The 16584-nt window shown below is 47.5% G+C and carries 12 protein-coding genes; all 12 read right to left on the bottom strand.

Annotated features, from left to right (window positions below; translation table 11 throughout):
• Positions 1–25 precede the first annotated feature (25 nt).
• A complete protein-coding gene (locus L1D21_RS00860; RefSeq protein ID WP_239843338.1) occupies positions 26–1159 on the bottom strand; it encodes an ABC transporter permease in 1134 nt (377 codons plus the stop codon).
• 1 nt (position 1160) lies between these two features.
• Positions 1161–2366, bottom strand: coding sequence for an ABC transporter permease (locus tag L1D21_RS00855; protein WP_239843337.1), 1206 nt, complete (start codon positions 2364–2366; stop codon positions 1161–1163).
• 83 nt (positions 2367–2449) lie between these two features.
• Positions 2450–3421: an efflux RND transporter periplasmic adaptor subunit gene (locus tag L1D21_RS00850; RefSeq protein WP_239843336.1), complete on the bottom strand. Its 972-nt coding sequence runs from the start codon at positions 3419–3421 to the stop codon at positions 2450–2452.
• Position 3422: 1 nt separating this feature from the next.
• Positions 3423–4814 carry a TolC family protein gene (locus L1D21_RS00845; RefSeq protein ID WP_239843335.1) on the bottom strand — a complete coding sequence of 464 codons (1392 nt, stop codon included), beginning with the start codon at positions 4812–4814 and terminating at the stop codon, positions 3423–3425.
• 125 nt (positions 4815–4939) lie between these two features.
• A complete protein-coding gene (gene tldD / locus L1D21_RS00840; RefSeq protein WP_239843334.1) occupies positions 4940–6388 on the bottom strand; it encodes a metalloprotease TldD in 1449 nt (482 codons plus the stop codon).
• A gap of 108 nt (positions 6389–6496) precedes the next feature.
• The gene (locus L1D21_RS00835) at positions 6497–7324 is read right to left on the bottom strand and encodes a carbon-nitrogen hydrolase family protein (RefSeq protein WP_239843332.1); all 828 of its coding nucleotides are present in this window, start codon (positions 7322–7324) and stop codon (positions 6497–6499) included.
• Positions 7248–11663, bottom strand: a complete 4416-nt coding sequence (locus L1D21_RS00830; RefSeq protein WP_239843330.1) for a YhdP family protein — start codon at positions 11661–11663, stop codon at positions 7248–7250. The genes L1D21_RS00835 and L1D21_RS00830 overlap by 77 nt, the downstream gene beginning before the upstream one ends.
• A complete protein-coding gene (rng, locus tag L1D21_RS00825; protein WP_239843328.1) occupies positions 11663–13165 on the bottom strand; it encodes a ribonuclease G in 1503 nt (500 codons plus the stop codon). Before rng ends, L1D21_RS00830 begins: the two co-directional genes overlap by 1 nt.
• Positions 13166–13266: 101 nt before the next feature.
• Positions 13267–13872 carry a Maf family protein gene (locus L1D21_RS00820; RefSeq protein WP_239843327.1) on the bottom strand — a complete coding sequence of 202 codons (606 nt, stop codon included), beginning with the start codon at positions 13870–13872 and terminating at the stop codon, positions 13267–13269.
• On the bottom strand, positions 13872–14360 hold the full coding sequence (gene mreD, locus L1D21_RS00815) for a rod shape-determining protein MreD (protein WP_239843326.1): 489 nt from the start codon (positions 14358–14360) through the stop codon (positions 13872–13874). The genes L1D21_RS00820 and mreD overlap by 1 nt, the downstream gene beginning before the upstream one ends.
• Complete coding sequence (gene mreC / locus L1D21_RS00810) at positions 14357–15259, bottom strand: rod shape-determining protein MreC (RefSeq protein ID WP_239843325.1); 903 nt, start codon at positions 15257–15259, stop codon at positions 14357–14359. Before mreC ends, mreD begins: the two co-directional genes overlap by 4 nt.
• 136 nt (positions 15260–15395) lie before the next feature.
• Positions 15396–16445: a rod shape-determining protein gene (locus tag L1D21_RS00805; protein ID WP_239843324.1), complete on the bottom strand. Its 1050-nt coding sequence runs from the start codon at positions 16443–16445 to the stop codon at positions 15396–15398.
• Positions 16446–16584 lie beyond the last annotated feature (139 nt).

Below are 16584 nucleotides of genomic sequence, written 5' to 3'. Positions count from 1 at the left end.
CAATTATCTCGATTTCACCCACCACTTAACTCTTAGATAAACGGTATTTCACACCGAAATAAGCCAACAACAGATACAGCGCAACTAATCCCCATAATTGTCCCCACAGAGGAGCGATACTCTGCCAGCTTGCGCCCATTTGATTCAGTTGTAACATCCCTTGAATAGAGAGCACCGCCGGAACCAATTGCGATAGCCAAATTAAGGGGGATGGGATCAATTCAAGCGGCCATATAAAACCTGAGACAAACAAGATTGGCATAGAGACCAGTAAAAACACTTGGGTAGGTTGATCGCGACGGCTAAACAAACAGCTCAAGGCAACACTCGCCAATGCGGTCGATAAAATAAATGGCGTTAAAAATAGCACTACTTGCAATAATTCAGCCTGCACTGAGACTCGATACCAGTAATAGCAAAAGCCAAAATAGAAGCTGGTAAACAAGCTGTATATCAGCCCCAATGTCGCCACTCGCGCCATGATCAGCGGCAACACGCCGACACTATTCCAATAACCCGCTTGCCGCCACTGGCCTGCCCCCAGAATCCCACCACCAATCAATAACGTTTGATGCAACACCAACAGCAGAACGCCCGGCACTACGTAAGAGGTATAACCTAAACTGGGGTTGAACGCGGGAACACTGTTCAAGGTGACTGGATTAAGATCCCGTTGTACCTTTTTCGCCGCCTGACCTTTTGCCAATAAACCTAACTCTTGTATCTGAGTTGTGCTATCGAGCCCCACGGACATCAGCCCTTCGATAATCGCCGAATAGATAAGAAAATAATTAGCATCACCGCCATAGGCTAATGTTACTCCCTGCTGACGAAGTAAATCTCGGCGGAATCCCTCGGGAATCACTAACAAGCCATGAGCATCACCCTTGGCGATCATTTTTTGTGCCTGAGTTATATCTTGCACTTCAGCCACCAGCTGTAACTTGGGGCTGGCATTCGCATGACGGATAAATTCTCGACTTAGACTGGAATGATCCTTGTCAATCACCACAATCTGCTGCTGGGTTGGCACTTCATGCAGATAAGGCAAGGGATACAAAAAAGAGTAAAACACCACCCCACCAAACAAGGTAATGGCAATCGCTTTGTCGCTGATGATTTCCTTAAACTCGGCCAGCATAAGTTGCCAAAAAGTCATCTCAATGCTCCTTGGCCATGTTGTTAGCTTGCGAGTCAGCTGAAGACTCCCCTTTAAGACCACGGTTAATCAACAAGCCAATCAGCGGAATTAATACGGCAAAGCCCCAATAGCTAGTCAATTGCTGGGCAAGGGTCAAATAGTCTTGGCCATAACTCACCACGCCGATATGAGTTTCAATATAATGACTCGATGGCATGATCTGCCGCCACCACTGGGCAATCAATGGCATCTCTTGAGTCGGAAATGTCACTCCCATAAAAGCAAAAGCTGGCGCAAATAACGCGGTGCAGAAGCTGATCACCCGGGCGCTCTCCTGCAGCATAAAGAAGATGGTTAACACGATAAGCCACACCGCCATCAGCATCACAAATTGTGCGATTAGTAACTGCAAAGGATCGCCCGCCAACGGCAAACCAAGCACCCCATATAACAAGCTGAAGATCAACGCCCCGTGAAGTAAAAGCAACAGCGTATTAACCATCAGCTTGGCGACGATGACTCGGTAAATCCCTGCATCGAAACATAATTTGAGGCTGCTGCAGTTCAACTCTCGATTGAGTGAGTTAGCAAACACTAACATTGCCAGAATCTGCACCAATGCCAACAACACTGGCGGTAATAGAAATACCACATAGTTGGTATTGGCGTTATATAACGGGCTGATTTGGGTTTCAATGAGGTGAAGGTTCACCTCTGCTTGTACCTTAGGCACCCCGGCAGCCAGTTGCTTCAACAACGCTTTATCTTTAAGCCCAGCGGCCAGACTCAACTGCAACTGGCTCGATAACAGCTTGCCGACTAACAAGTATTGGCTGTTATAACGAATATCGATACTCGGCTGATGTCCGGTTAACAGATCATGCTGCAATTGATGTGGTAACTGCACCATGGCATAAACCGTGGAACTTTCCATCGCCGCTTTAGCGCTGGCAACGTCTTGATAATGTAACGTTGAGATCACTGAATTAGCTTGCAGGTTACGAGTCAACATGCGACTCATTTGGCTATTATCATGATCGACAATCGCCACGGGCAGTTGCTGCGGATGACCGGCACTGAATAACCACCACAAGCCTAAAATTCCCAAGATGGGAATATAACTCACCAACGCCAGTTGCCATGGGTCATGCCACAACGCAAGCAATTCACGTTTAATCAATCCCCAAATAGAGTCAGGCGTCGACGCTTGTATTGCAATAAGCATCGACTTTGATTGCGACTCTAGTTTCGAATTGGGTTTCGACTTTGATTTAAAATCAGGGCTCGAGCTGAGCATCAGTTTAACCGTTATTGCGCTAACAAAGTGGTCATACCGACTCGCAGATCTGCAATCGGCTGACTAGGACGAAGCTCCATTTCGAAGGTTCGCATATCGAAGTCATGGCCAGTTTCGGTGGCGCGCCAAGTAGCGAAATGTCCCATCACGCTAATATGCGCGATGGTAAAACGATAACTGTTACCCAAAGCAGGGATCTCCACTTGCACTTGTTGGCCAACTTTATAGGCCTTGAGTCTGTCTTCTCGTACTTGAAACAATGCCCATGCGTCGCTCATATCGATAAGGCTGACGACAGGAAAACCGCTAGGAGCAAGCTCACCACCCCGTAATAGCACTTCGCTCACTTCGCCAGATTTTGGCGCGCGCATCTGACTATCGGCCATGATGGCACTGACTTCATTTACCGCACCTTCGGCTCTGCGAGCATTGCCCGCGGCCGCCGCTTTGGTTTCATCACGCGCGCCTTCATCGGCCATCTGGTACATGGCATAAGCCGCCTGCTCTGTGTATTTCGCCGCCTGCCATTGAGTAAAGGCTTCGTCGCGTTTCTGTCTGGCCAACACACCTTCGTTAAATAATACTTCGACTCGTTGATAAGTGGTCTCGGCGAGCGTCGCGGCGGCTTTTGCCTTAAGCCACTGTTCTTTAGCGGCGGTGACTTGCTGTTTACGCGCGCCATTATCTGCCTCAAGTTGCATCGCTTTGGCTGCATCTCGGCCACCCTGTGCCTGCATTAATTTGGCATCCAGCTCAGGGCTATCGATGGCAAACAACAGATCGCCTTCGGCAACTTTATCTCCTCGGCGTACTAGAACCTGAGAGACTCGGCCCGGTACTTTTGACGATACGTTATATTCCCGCGCCTCAATCTGTCCCTGCAAGCGCTCAACTTTTGGGGTGTACGCCAACTTGATGCCATAGGCTAAAATAACCACTAATACTAAGAGTGCGGCAACAGCGAGTATCCGATTAGTGCGCATCTTATCCCTCTCCTTCGCCGCGGGCGCGACCAATAAATTCATCTAACTGACCACTGACAGCCATTAACTTGGCATAAGCTAATACATAACGATACCGAGCCGCCAACTGTTTGGTCTGTACGGCACTCAACTTTAATTCGGCATCCACCTTCTCGATAGAGGTCGACAACCCTTGGCTAAAGGCGAGATCTCGCAGACGTTTATTTTCTTCGGCTAACTCCAGAGACAAGTCGAGTGACTCCACCTCCTCTTGTGCCTGTTGTAATTGGCGATAACTTTGATCGACCAGCAAGCTAAGGTCTTGCTGAGTTTGCGCCTTGGTATAACGAGCCTGTAGTAACGCACTCTTGGCGGCATCCACTTTACCGCTGCGGCCATCACGACTAAGCAGCGGAATTTTCACGCCAACACCCACCATCCAATCAGGCTCGAGCTTGGCTAATAGACTGTCATCCTCATAGAGGGTGTAATTTCCATAGAGAAATACTGTCGGATGATAACTGCCTTGCTCGACTTCGATTAACCCTTGAGCCTGCACTTCTTTAGCTTCAAGCAATTTCAGCGCCGGATGCTGAGCAAGGGTCAACTGATTCAGCTTTGATAGTGATGGGGCATCACGCAAGATAAATAGTGGCGAGTCGGTATCGATCCGCTGTTCATGTAACATGCGCGACAGAGCAATTTGGGTCATTTCTAATTGGCGACGAGCACTAGCAGCATCGACCTTGGCATTTTCCAGTGCAACCTGAGCATTAAGGCGTTCAACCTTAGCGATTTGTCCCTGTTGCTCTAGCTTCATCGCATGCTCGGCATGCTCGGTTAACGAAGCCACTAATTGTAGTTTGGTATCGGCTAAGGAATGGCTCACAGACACGGCATAATAACGCTCCACCAGCTGCACAAATAGGTCGCGCATCGATAGTTGATATTGCTGCTGTTTCTCAACCACTTGGGCTGCATGAATGCCTTGAGCTGCACTTATTCGCCCACCAGTATAGATAGGCCACATCGCTTGTAAGCTGGAGCGGAAAATATCTTGCTCGGTAAAGGGAGTCACAAACATCGAGCTGGGAATGGCACCTAATGCGCCTCCCAATGCGGGGGGAAGTGTGGCTGGATCGATACTGGCTAAGGGATTGAGATCCCGCAAGTCCAGCTCCATCGGCTTATCTAAACGGGTATAACTACCATTCAGCGACAGTGAAGGCAGATTAAGATCGTCTCCCGCTTCCTGCTCGGCTGTCGAGCGGTTGACCTCTTCGGCGCTGGCTTGCAGCTTGTCGCTCACCTTTAGCAGTTGCTGCCAAGCATCGGCAAAAGCGATCTGTTTCGCTTCAGCGCTCGGCAGACTTAATAGGCTGGCCAGCAGTAACACGACATGTGAATATTTCATTAACACCCTCTAGAGTTACAACTCTAATTCCTTGGTGAAGATTAACACCCATTAACCGCGAAAAGAAACTGTGTTGAAAGATAAATATAAAGCAATATCAAAGTAATAACGCTTTATACCAAGGTTTACGCCGTACCACCCACGGTTAAACGATCCAGCTTCAAACTAGGCTGACCGACACCGACAGGTACGCTCTGGCCATCTTTACCACAAACCCCTACACCTTGGTCTAAGGCTAAATCATTACCCACCATGGAGATCTGCCCCATGGCTTCTGGGCCATTACCAATTAAGGTCGCTCCTTTGATCGCTTGGGTGATCTCACCTTTCTCAATCAAATAAGCTTCAGAGGCTGAGAACACAAATTTGCCCGAGGTAATATCCACCTGCCCACCACCGAAGTTAGGCGCATAAATGCCTTTCTCAACCGACTTAATAATATCTGCGGGATCTGACTCACCCGCTTCCATATAGGTGTTGGTCATACGAGGCATCGGCATGTGAGCATAAGACTCACGGCGACCATTACCCGTAGATTGCTGCCCCATTAAACGCGCATTGAGCTTATCTTGCATATAGCCTTTGAGAATGCCGTCCTCGATTAATACCGTCTTCTGACTGACAACGCCTTCATCATCAATACTTAAAGAACCACGGCGATTAGCCATAGTGCCGTCATCGACAACTGTCACTAGGCTCGATGCCACTTGTTGACCGACTAAGCCGCTAAAGGCGCTACTACCTTTACGGTTAAAGTCACCTTCTAAACCATGACCGACCGCCTCATGCAGTAATACACCTGGCCAACCCGCACCCAATACCACAGGCATTTCACCCGCAGGCGCATCGATTGCGGTTAAGTTCACTGAGGCTTGACGTACCGCCTCGCGAGCAAAAGCAAAACAGTACGGCAAACCCGTTTCATCATTATCGAACAATACTTGATAATCATGGCGTCCACCGCCACCACTAGCACCGCGTTCACGCTTGCCATCTTGCTCTAAGATCACGCTGCAGTTAAAACGAACCAGAGGGCGAATATCGGCGGCCAAAGTGCCATCGCTGGCGGCGACTAAGATCTCTTCATGTACACCCGACAGACTGATCACCACTTGGATAATGCGACTGTCTAAACTACGAACATAGGCATCGGCCTGTTTTAACAGGGCGATTTTTTTCACCTCTTCCATGGCAGCGATAGGGTCAGCACTTTGATAAAGCGGATTAACACTCTGTTTTTTCCATGCCTGAACTTTGCCTTGCTCACCCGCAGCCGAGATCCCTCTAGCAGCTTCAACCGCCGCATTTAATGCATTAGGGTTTATTTCATCGGCATAGGCAAAACCGGTTTTCTCACCGGTAATTGCTCGCACCCCCACACCCCGTTCGATATGAAAACTGCCATCTTTAACTATGCCATCTTCTAAAACCCAAGATTCATGGCGGCTAGCTTGAAAATAGAGGTCGGAAAAATCGACCTGATGTTGATGAATACGATTCAGGTAGCCCTGTAATTGATCCAGCGACAAGCCGTCTTGCAGTAAGCTCTGTTCTACTTGGGTTAAAAATGGCATTAATTCTCTCTCTTTGGCTCATCTTCGGTCGGTTGCTTCAGATGAGTAATTTTATCTATTTATTTCATGTAGCTAGGGTTAACGCAGCATAGGTTAACAAAGCTTGAATTAACTTAATTTGGGATCACTAAAACGATTATGTTCTACGACTGGGATCCCTTTGCGTATCTCAACTGTTTCGCTGATATCGATACTACTGGTTAACCAACCACACTGTTCAGGTTTTTGCGCTATCACTTCCCCCCAAGGACCTATGATACTGCTATGTCCCCATGTTTCACGGCGCCCCTCATTGTGTATACCCCACTGTGCGGCCGCTAACACAAAACACTGATTCTCAATAGCTCTGGCCTGTAACAGGGGTTGCCAATGGGCTTTTCCCGTCACTCGGGTAAACGCGGCGGGCAACACAATAATATCGGCGCCTTGTAGCCTCATGGCTCGAAACAGATCAGCAAACCTAAGGTCGTAGCATATCGCCATACCGACTTTACCGAAAGGAGTATCGACAACACTCACCCGTTCGCCGGGACAAAAGGTATCGCTTTCACGATAACTCTTGGTGCTATCTTTAATATCCACATCAAACAGGTGTAGCTTGTCATAATGACCTAAGGTTTGTCCCTGATCGTCAAACAGGTAGCTGCGACTATAGATTCGGCCGTCTCCCGCCAAAATTGGGATGGTGCCCGCCACCAGGTAGATACCGAACGCTGCGGCCATAGCGGCTAACTCTTGTTTTAACTCGCTATGTTCGTCGGTACAGGCATAAGCCAACTGCTGGCTTTCATGGCCGCCAAATAACAGACAACATTCGGGTAAAACCACCAGATGAGGCCGAGTCGTGACCTTTAGCTGATTAAGCTGCTCGTTGATAAAGTTGAGGTTGGCTCTGACATCTTGACCACTCTGACATTGTAATAAGCTTACCTGCATCTCCCTGCTCCTCGTTATCACGACCATTATTACTGCCAGAGTCGTCCTTGTTTAACTCATCCTGATTCTGAGTCGGTTGAGCTTGTTTTTTTACCTGTGTTGCTTGCTGTAACGGTTTCACTGATTCATTAAACTGCATCGGTGTTTCAACTACAGTGTTAGGCAGCTCGACGCCAGCGGCATTCACTTCGCCCAGAGGTTGATCAACCTTGGTTTTCTTCACTTCTGCTTGCTGCACTTCAACTTGGCTAACTTCAGCTTGAACAACAGGCTCAACCTGAGTCGTCGATTTAGCAGCGCCACTGTTTGTTTGTGGCTGATTCTCAGGCATAGGAGTCGCTTCAGGCACCGCTTTGGGCTTACGTAAATGCTCAGGCAAAGCAGACTCAGGGATCTCAATTTCCTTACTCTTACGTTCTAACTCTTCGAGCTTAGGTTCAGACATGGTGCCCGTTAACCTAAAACGGATCTCCGAGATCACTTCGATAACCGGCTCTAATACCTTAGTTAAGGCAAATGCGCCCAAACCTAAGGTCCAACCGCCGGTACTCAATAACACCACAGTCGGCACACTCGAAGCCAACTTAGGCACGAAACGGATATCATAGTTAAGGCTTTCCGTGGTCAAGTCGGTGTATCCTCTGACCTTCATGTTGCCCGCTACAGCTTGCATCTCTGAGTTGGTGGTCTTCATCACACCGTTATCGACATTTAAGGTACCATCAAAAGAGTCGAAATAAAGCCCCTTACCAAACACATCGGAAAAATCTAACGACAACTTACGCAGTAATGAATCTAAACTGAACAGCGAAAAAATCCGCGCACCTTTATCACTCACTTCCGACAGATGACCTTTACCTAACTTGTAGTCAATCTTGCCATTTAACGTGTCGAGGGCAAAATCATAAGGTGCACCGCTCCAAGATAGATTGGCCTGCAGATCCAGCGGCGCTTCTCTTAAGCCTGAGCCTAAACCGAGTCGCTCGGAGATTTCATCGAAGTTTTTGACCTTAAGATCCAATTCTAGCTCGGTGAGATTCTGGCCATCATTGTTGAACCAAGCCCCTTTACCATTTAGGCGTGAATCCTGTGTATCCAGCGATACGGTTTGAATATGATAATCACCATCGACAGGTGTACCTTGCAGCACCAAATGACCCAAGGCTTTACCTTCAACACTAAATTCATCTACATCTACAGCCAAAGGCGGTAAGTTGCTGAGCACAGTATCGCTAGAAAACTTGGCTTCGTCAGAAGCTTTAAACTGAGGCGAAAACGCCAGACGCTTAGCCACGATTTTAATCCCTTGAGTCGACCAGTTTGGGTAAAGATCCACTCGACCATCGAACTCTTGCGCTTGCCCCTCAAACCGCCAACCATGATCTGTAGGATAAGCATGCAGATTCAGCTGATTCATAGGTAAGCCCAAAATCATCAACTGCTGAAACTGACCATCGATAGTAACTAAAGGCGGAAAATATCCCTGCTGTGTCGTCGCTACAGTAGCTTCATCCTCAGAAATAGAAAGCGTAACTGAATCATCACTTTCACTGTTAGCTTGGGCCGATTCCACTGCTGATTCATGTTGCTGCAAGACGGCATCGCTGCTAGGAATATCATCAATAAATCCAGTGATAATCGGCAGCCACTCGGCTAAATCAGTAGCAGGTAGGTCTAACTGTAAATGGCCTTTATCACGTTGCAACTCATCACCAGGCTTAAAAGTTCGCCCAAGCAAGAGATCATAATGGGCTATCTTGCCTTCAGATTGCTCATTAAAGCCGCCCCAAAACTCAAATTGATCGCCCAGTTTGGCACCGAGAGAAGATTGTTTATTATCGCCAATTAACTCTATTGATAAGTCGCGTTTACTGTCGGCGGCCTTAGCAAATGCGCCAGGTAAGGTTAGTGACACCCCAGCCAAATCACTATGAACCTGTGCCTGAATACGATAACCAATGGGATCAAAAATCAGTGACAATGCCCCCTGCCAATCGGCTGTACCTTGATAATAGCCTTTCAAGGGATTATCTAAACTCTCAGGTAATGTGTCCAGTTGCCATTGACCTTCAAGGTCGACATTCAGGCCATAATTTTTATTCAACTTGCCAGTATCGAAGCTCAGCTTAATCGGCTGCTCAAACAATTTGGCTTCAATCGCCTCACCAGTGACCACATCATTAACGAAATAAACTTGGCCATTAACCTTGGTCAGCTGCACTCCCGGTTCGCTAATATACACAGGCGTATCGCTAAATTTAACACTGCCGCGGATCTGCTCCTCTCCCCCCTCATAGAGTGGGATGGTTAAGTCTAATTTTCCATCGACCTCACCTTGAACCTGAACCACCTGCAAAGTTGCTCCAACGCTGTCTTTTAGAGGCGAATCGAGCAATACCGTTTTAGCGGCCGCACCAGCAGTATGTAGATCGGCTTTCACCTCAAGTTCACTGTGTAAACTCATCTCTGGAATGCCCACATAAGCCCCATCGGCAGCGACATCCATCAACTGGCCTTTATCGACCCAAATCCCCATAGAAGCATTTTCAAACAGGGCCTTGAGGCTCAAGTCTGTTACCTCAGGCCAATCGGGTTGAAAACGATAGCGCGCCTGTTTGAGTGAGAATCCCGCCTGAAATACGCCACTGTTATCGGCATAAGGGAAATCGGCCAATGCGCCATTCCACACCACTTTGGCGTCATCACTCTCACCGGCTTTAATCGCGCCAGTTAAGTAGGCGACTAACTCTTCGCTCATGGCGTGTTTAGGAAAATACAGATAGGCATTGGCAGCATTTTTGACATCAACATCGGCGGCTAAGCTGAGATAAGTCTCATCAGCAAACTGCATTTTCATCGCGGCATCGAGTTTAAGGTCGTTATTTTCAAGTCTGACTTTAGGAGCAATTAACTCGGCAGTATCGAGCGCATATTTAACACTAAAAGCCTGCCCAGAAAGATGAATCGGTGCCTCAAAACCAGTATCGAAATCGATGTTATATTGCTGTTCAGGCAAGCTGATATATAGCTTGTTATCACTTAAACCGAGCTGCAGGTCGATTGCAGTACTTCCAGGGATCCCTTCCGCAAACTGCCACGCCAGTTGTTTGCCCTCAGCCGAGAAAAGCACCTTCCCATCGGGTTGATAATCCAGACGCAGATCTTTTATCTGGCCCGTTGGCGACATCGCCTGCCAATGGTTCAAGCCTTCCAAACTCATACCAGGAAATAGTGGCAACAGTGGTAGTAATACACTGGTATCTAATTCATTTAGGCTGGCACGAAGATGCCCATCGGACTGAGTCGCCAATAGATTAAACTCAGGCCAATCATTACCATTGGTCGCGAAGGCTAAATCATGACTCATTAACTGCCAGCCTTTCGCTGTTGGCGATAAATCGATAAGGCCAGATTTAAGCTCGAACTTCTGCTGTGCACCATTAAGCTGCCACTGTAGCCAACTCGGGTGAAAAGCAACATTCGCCGCCGTGATCTGCCGATTTGCAAAGGCAAGCCAAGCCTCTAAATTCACCACACCTTCTAAAGGTAAGGCTTGTTTTTTGTTATAAGGGTTGACCTGTCTAGAAGCCCATTCACCTAAATCCAACGATTTTGCCGCTAAATAGATCTGTCCACTAAGGCTGTCAGGACGATTACCATTACCGCTCACATCAACATGTAACGAAAGGCTTTCGACTTCCGAAGCGGCTTTATCAAGATACAATTGCCCCTGACCTCGATGAGATTCGCCACGATTACGCCAACGCAGATTATTGATATGAATAGGACGATATTGATGCCCCGACTGACTGTTGAGCTGCACTGTCACATCGGTAATAGAGAAGCGTTCCAGTTGTTCTAACAAGAGTCGATATACCCAATCGACATTTGTTGCCTGAGGCGCTGCATCGACGTCGGTATCGCTGTTAGATTCGCTGGTACTTTGATTAAGCTTATCCATGTCGAGCGCCACATTGACACCCTCAAAAATCACATTTTCAATTTGTGGTGAACGCGACAACAAACTTTGCCAGAAATCCAACTTCACATGCACATTGTCGACGATCATCGTAATGGGCAAATTTTCTTGTGGCGGCAACACCAGATGCCTCACCGTTAACGCGGGACCAAAAGCCTGCCACTCAGCGGCCAACTCTTTAACATACACTTTAACTTGATACTGCTGCTCCACATAATCTGCCAGATCATGACGCACCTGGTCGAGCTTCGGCAGCAAACCGCGAAACAAGCTCACGCTTAAAGCAAAAACCACTAAGATGATAGCGACTGACTGCCAACAAAGACGGCCGATATTGCGAAGGCTGAATAGACGTGGCACTACATTATCACCACATCAAATTTATTCTGAGCATACATAGGCTCATTTTGGACACGCACCCGTTTACCGATATAGGCACCTAACTCGGCCAACAGATGGCTCTCTTCGCCGGTGAGACTGCTATGCACCGCGGGGGCGCAATAGACTAAAAACTCATCGGCATCATAACCACGATCGAGGCGAATGATTTCTCTAAAAATCTCATAAGAAACGGTCTCAACCGTTTTTAAAGTCCCTTTTCCTAGACAGACCGGGCACTCGCCGCAGAGCACATGTTCAAGGCTTTCTCGAGTACGCTTGCGCGTCATCTCCACCAAGCCTAAACCAGAGAAACCGCTAACATTGGTTTTCACTCTATCGTTGGCCAGCGCCGCTTCTAATGTCGATAACACCCGCTTTTTATGGTCTTCATTAAGCATATCGATAAAATCGATAATGATAATACCACCCAAATTACGCAACCTGAGCTGACGGGCAATCGCATGTGTCGCCTCAAGATTGGTATTAAAAATAGTTTCTTCGAGATTACGATGGCCCACAAAGGCGCCGGTATTAATATCGACCGTGGTCATGGCTTCGGTCTGATCGATGATCAGATAACCGCCAGATTTAAGTTCAACTTTACGCCCCAATGCCCGCTGGACTTCGTTTTCGACATCATAAAGATCAAAAATGGGCACGCGACCCGAGTAATGCTCAATTTTATCGGCAATCTCAGGCATAAACTCTTGAGTAAATTGCAGTAATTCTTCATAGGTTTGACGTGAATCGACTTGAATTTGATCCAGTTCAGTTCCAACAAAATCACGCACTATGCGCACGGGCAAGGCCAAGTCTTGATAAAGCAAAGCCACGCCAGGGCGCTTACGGCGCTCGCTGACTTTAGCCCAGACTCGACGTAAAAATGCCGCATCTTGTACCAACTCTTGTTCACCCGCATTTTCCGCTGCGGTGCGAATAATAAAGCCGCCATCTTCGTCAACAAAAGGTTCGGTTAACCCTTTTAGTCTGGCGCGAATTTCTTCTGATTCAATACGTTGAGATACGCCGATATGGCTTGATCCCGGCATAAACACCAAGTAACGAGAAGGCAATGTAATATCGGTCGTGAGGCGGGCGCCTTTGGTTCCCAAGGGGTCTTTGACCACTTGCACCATGATATCCTGACCTTGGCGCACCAATTCGCCAATATCACGCACCACGAAATTGCCTTTTTCGACATCGGCAACACATTCGGTATGAGGCACGATATCGGAAGCGTGCAGAAAGGCCGCTTTATCTAAGCCAATATCGACAAATGCCGCCTGCATTCCAGGAAGTACGCGGCTAACTTTACCTTTATAGATATTGCCCACTAAGCCCCGTTTCATGCGACGTTCAATATGCACCTCTTGCAAGATGCCATATTCTACCAGCGCCACCCGCGCTTCGGTCGGCGTCACATTGATCAATAACTCAGACCCAATCTTTCGCTGTACTCTGTTTTTGACTTGGTGACTCATGAATACCTACTCAATATTACTAAGGAGATAACTCAATCAATATTGCGGATCGCCTAAATCACTTATTTAAAATTGATTTTTACGACACAGTGTTGATGAATTTATAAAATCTGCATTTGAGCTAATAACATCTTAGTCTCGACCAAAGGCAAACCAACCACGGCAGAATAGCTACCTTCGATGCGCTGCACAAAACATCCGCCAAGACCCTGAATACCGTAGGCTCCCGCCTTATCCATAGGCTCAGCCGTAGCGATATAGTTGAAGATATCTTGCTCGCTTAATTGGCAAAACTGCACTTGAGTCTCAACCAAAGTCGACAATGTTTGTTGTCCATCGGTCAGCGCGACTGCGGTCATGACACTATGCTGACGATGAGATAATTGCCGCAGCATATGATGTGCATCCGCTTCATCTTTAGGCTTACCTAAAATCTGCCCATCGAGGACCACTATCGTATCTGAGCCTAGCACAACCGCCTCTCGCTTTCCGTAGAGCGTCAAACCAGCTTGTGCCTTTTCTATGGCAAGACGAACAACATAATCAGCAGCTTGCTCACCTTGTTGATGGGTTTCATCAATATCTGCCGATAACACATCAAAACTAAACTGTGTGTTTCCCAAGCCCAATTGCGCCAGTAACTCTTTACGACGCGGCGATGCCGAGGCTAACACTAATGATCTTGATTCTACCTTATCCCGCTGCATCATCTTACCTTGTAAACCCGACGCACTCGTCTGAGGATCAAAAATACCCAAGGCCAAAGCAAGACACTCGACACAACAGGTAAAAACAGGCTGGTATCAAAGCTGGCGACATTAACCACAAACTGCAACCAAAATACCAGTAAATGATGCAAACATACTAAGCCAGCCATCATCAAAGTTTGTTGCCACATGGAGAAATTACGTAGCCGCTGGAAGTGTAGAACCACTACATAGATAACCAAAGACATGGATAATGCACGGATCCCAAGATGCGCTCCCAGCATGATATCCAGCAGCACACCTAACAGCCAGGCAGATAAAATATTGTAGCGATGCGGCAATGCCATAGCCCAATAAAACATCACTAATAGCAGCCAATCGGGACGCCAGTCCTCAACAAGACTGGGTAGCGGCATGATCTGTAGCAGCATGGCCACTAAAAAGCTGAGCCACACCACCCAGCGCCCATGCGGCACGTGCATACTCATTGGCTCACCTCTGTTTCTGCAGGCGGCTCAACATCTGATTCATCGCTTTTAAGTTCATCTTCCGATTTTGGATTGTCTTTTGGCGTTAGGCCATCAGGCCAGATCAATAACAGATAACGAATACGGTCGAGTGCTGCCAGTGGCTGAGCAATGACCTTGGCATAACTTTGGCCATCGTCTTTTTCAACACTTAAAATACGCGCCACAGGGTAACCTTCAGGGAAGCGTTTTCCTAGACCCGATGACACTAATAAGTCGCCCACTCGCAGGTCGGTACTCTTGGCCACATGACGTATCTCTAACTCATCGAGTTCACCTGTACCTTGAGCAATAAGGCGCACATCATTTCGGGTCACACGCACCGGAATGGCATGGGTCACATCAGAGATTAACAACACGCGACTGGTTAAGGCATTTACTTCAACCACTTGGCCAACAACACCACGGGCATCCACCACAGGTTGACCCACATACACGCCACTGCGTTCACCATGATCTAACACCACAAAATGACGGAAAGGATCGCTAGCCACTTCCATCACCTCGGCAACCACTTTCTTGGCATCCATGTGTACCGGTGAACCTAATAAGGCTCTTAAGCGATCATTCTCTTGTCTTAGATGCTCAAAACGCTGTAAACGCTCACTCATCAACAACTGTTGTCTCAACAGTTCTTTATTCTGCTTTTGCAGCATATTACGAGTAGCAATGCTTTCAGCCGACCAGTCCAGAATGGCACCAGGAATGTTAGCCACATACTGTAGAGGGCTTAAAATTGAAGAGATAGAGAGTCGAACAGGCTCAAGCCTGTCATTAGATACCAGTAAGATCACCGACAAAAAAATTGCCAATGTCAGCCTGAATTGATTTGAGATACCGCGCGCAAAAATGGGTTTCATAAAACACTTAAGGCAGCTAGATGTGGCGACCGAATAAACCCATGCACTAGAACAAAGGTTTGATTAAATGGGTAAAGATACATAATACCTCCCATCGAATCTGGTGCCAGCATTTCGCTGCCCGTATTAAGCTGAATTAATTTTCGTCAGAGAATAGATCGCCGCCATGCATATCGATCATCTCTAACGCCTTGCCACCACCACGGGCAACACAGGTTAGCGGATCGTCGGCTACCATCACTGGAATGCCAGTTTCTTGCATTAACAAACGGTCAAGATCACGTAGTAATGCACCACCACCGGTTAACACCATACCGCGCTCTGAAATATCTGATGCCAGTTCTGGAGGAGACTGCTCAAGGGCCACCATCACCGCACTCACGATACCAGATAAAGGCTCTTGCAAAGCTTCTAAGATCTCGTTGCTATTTAGCGTAAAGCTACGAGGTACGCCTTCGGCTAAGTTACGGCCACGTACTTCGATTTCGAGCACTTCATCACCAGGATAAGCAGTACCAATAGTGTGCTTAATGCGTTCAGCCGTGGCTTCACCAATCAAACTACCATAGTTACGACGTACATAATTGATAATGGCATCATCAAATTTGTCACCACCGATACGCACTGATGACGAATAAACCACACCGTTTAGCGAGATGATTGCCACTTCAGTAGTACCACCACCGATATCAACAACCATAGAACCGGTTGCTTCAGAAACTGGCAGACCAGCACCGATTGCCGCCGCCATTGGCTCTTCGATAAGATAAACTTCACGTGCACCCGCCCCCATTGCTGACTCGCGGATTGCACGGCGTTCAACTTGAGTCGCCCCTACTGGCACACATACCAGTACACGTGGGCTTGGACGGAAAACGCTGTTGTTATGCACTTGCTTGATAAAGTGCTGCAACATTTTTTCGGTCACATAAAAGTCTGCAATCACGCCATCTTTCATTGGGCGAATTGCTTGAATATTTCCCGGCGTACGACCGAGCATCTGTTTCGCTTCTGTTCCAACAGCAGCAACAGATTTTTGCCCGTTACTACCGCGCTCGCCTCGAATGGCAACTACTGAAGGCTCGTTTAATACAATGCCCTCTTCGCGAACGTAAATTAAGGTGTTAGCCGTACCCAAATCGATCGAAAGATCGTTAGAAAAAATGCCACGCAGCTTCTTGAACATGTAACTTAGCCTGTCTCAGTGGAGTCGGAAGAATAAAGATCAGGTAACTTTATCAATCACCCCCCGATTCCACAAGGAGATTATGCAGATCCCATGATAAATATATGTTCATCTTCAATGGTTAGTGATCCAAGCAAGT

This window comes from Shewanella sp. Isolate11, from assembly GCF_022398315.1.
In the GTDB taxonomy this organism is placed as follows: domain Bacteria; phylum Pseudomonadota; class Gammaproteobacteria; order Enterobacterales; family Shewanellaceae; genus Shewanella.
This window is presented reverse-complemented; position numbering and strand designations above follow the sequence as displayed.

What these genes read in the sequence shown, in the direction of transcription:
- L1D21_RS00860 (WP_239843338.1), bottom strand. Translation starts at nt 1,159, where the DNA reads ATGACTTTTTGGCAACTTATGCTGGCCGAGTTTAAGGAAATCATCAGC.
- L1D21_RS00855 (WP_239843337.1), bottom strand. Translation starts at nt 2,366, where the DNA reads ATGCTTATTGCAATACAAGCGTCGACGCCTGACTCTATTTGGGGATTG.
- L1D21_RS00850 (WP_239843336.1), bottom strand. Translation starts at nt 3,421, where the DNA reads ATGCGCACTAATCGGATACTCGCTGTTGCCGCACTCTTAGTATTAGTG.
- L1D21_RS00845 (WP_239843335.1), bottom strand. Translation starts at nt 4,814, where the DNA reads ATGAAATATTCACATGTCGTGTTACTGCTGGCCAGCCTATTAAGTCTG.
- tldD (WP_239843334.1), bottom strand. Translation starts at nt 6,388, where the DNA reads ATGCCATTTTTAACCCAAGTAGAACAGAGCTTACTGCAAGACGGCTTG.
- L1D21_RS00835 (WP_239843332.1), bottom strand. Translation starts at nt 7,324, where the DNA reads ATGCAGGTAAGCTTATTACAATGTCAGAGTGGTCAAGATGTCAGAGCC.
- rng (WP_239843328.1), bottom strand. Translation starts at nt 13,165, where the DNA reads ATGAGTCACCAAGTCAAAAACAGAGTACAGCGAAAGATTGGGTCTGAG.
- L1D21_RS00820 (WP_239843327.1), bottom strand. Translation starts at nt 13,872, where the DNA reads ATGCAGCGGGATAAGGTAGAATCAAGATCATTAGTGTTAGCCTCGGCA.
- mreD (WP_239843326.1), bottom strand. Translation starts at nt 14,360, where the DNA reads ATGAGTATGCACGTGCCGCATGGGCGCTGGGTGGTGTGGCTCAGCTTT.
- mreC (WP_239843325.1), bottom strand. Translation starts at nt 15,259, where the DNA reads ATGAAACCCATTTTTGCGCGCGGTATCTCAAATCAATTCAGGCTGACA.
- L1D21_RS00805 (WP_239843324.1), bottom strand. Translation starts at nt 16,445, where the DNA reads ATGTTCAAGAAGCTGCGTGGCATTTTTTCTAACGATCTTTCGATCGAT.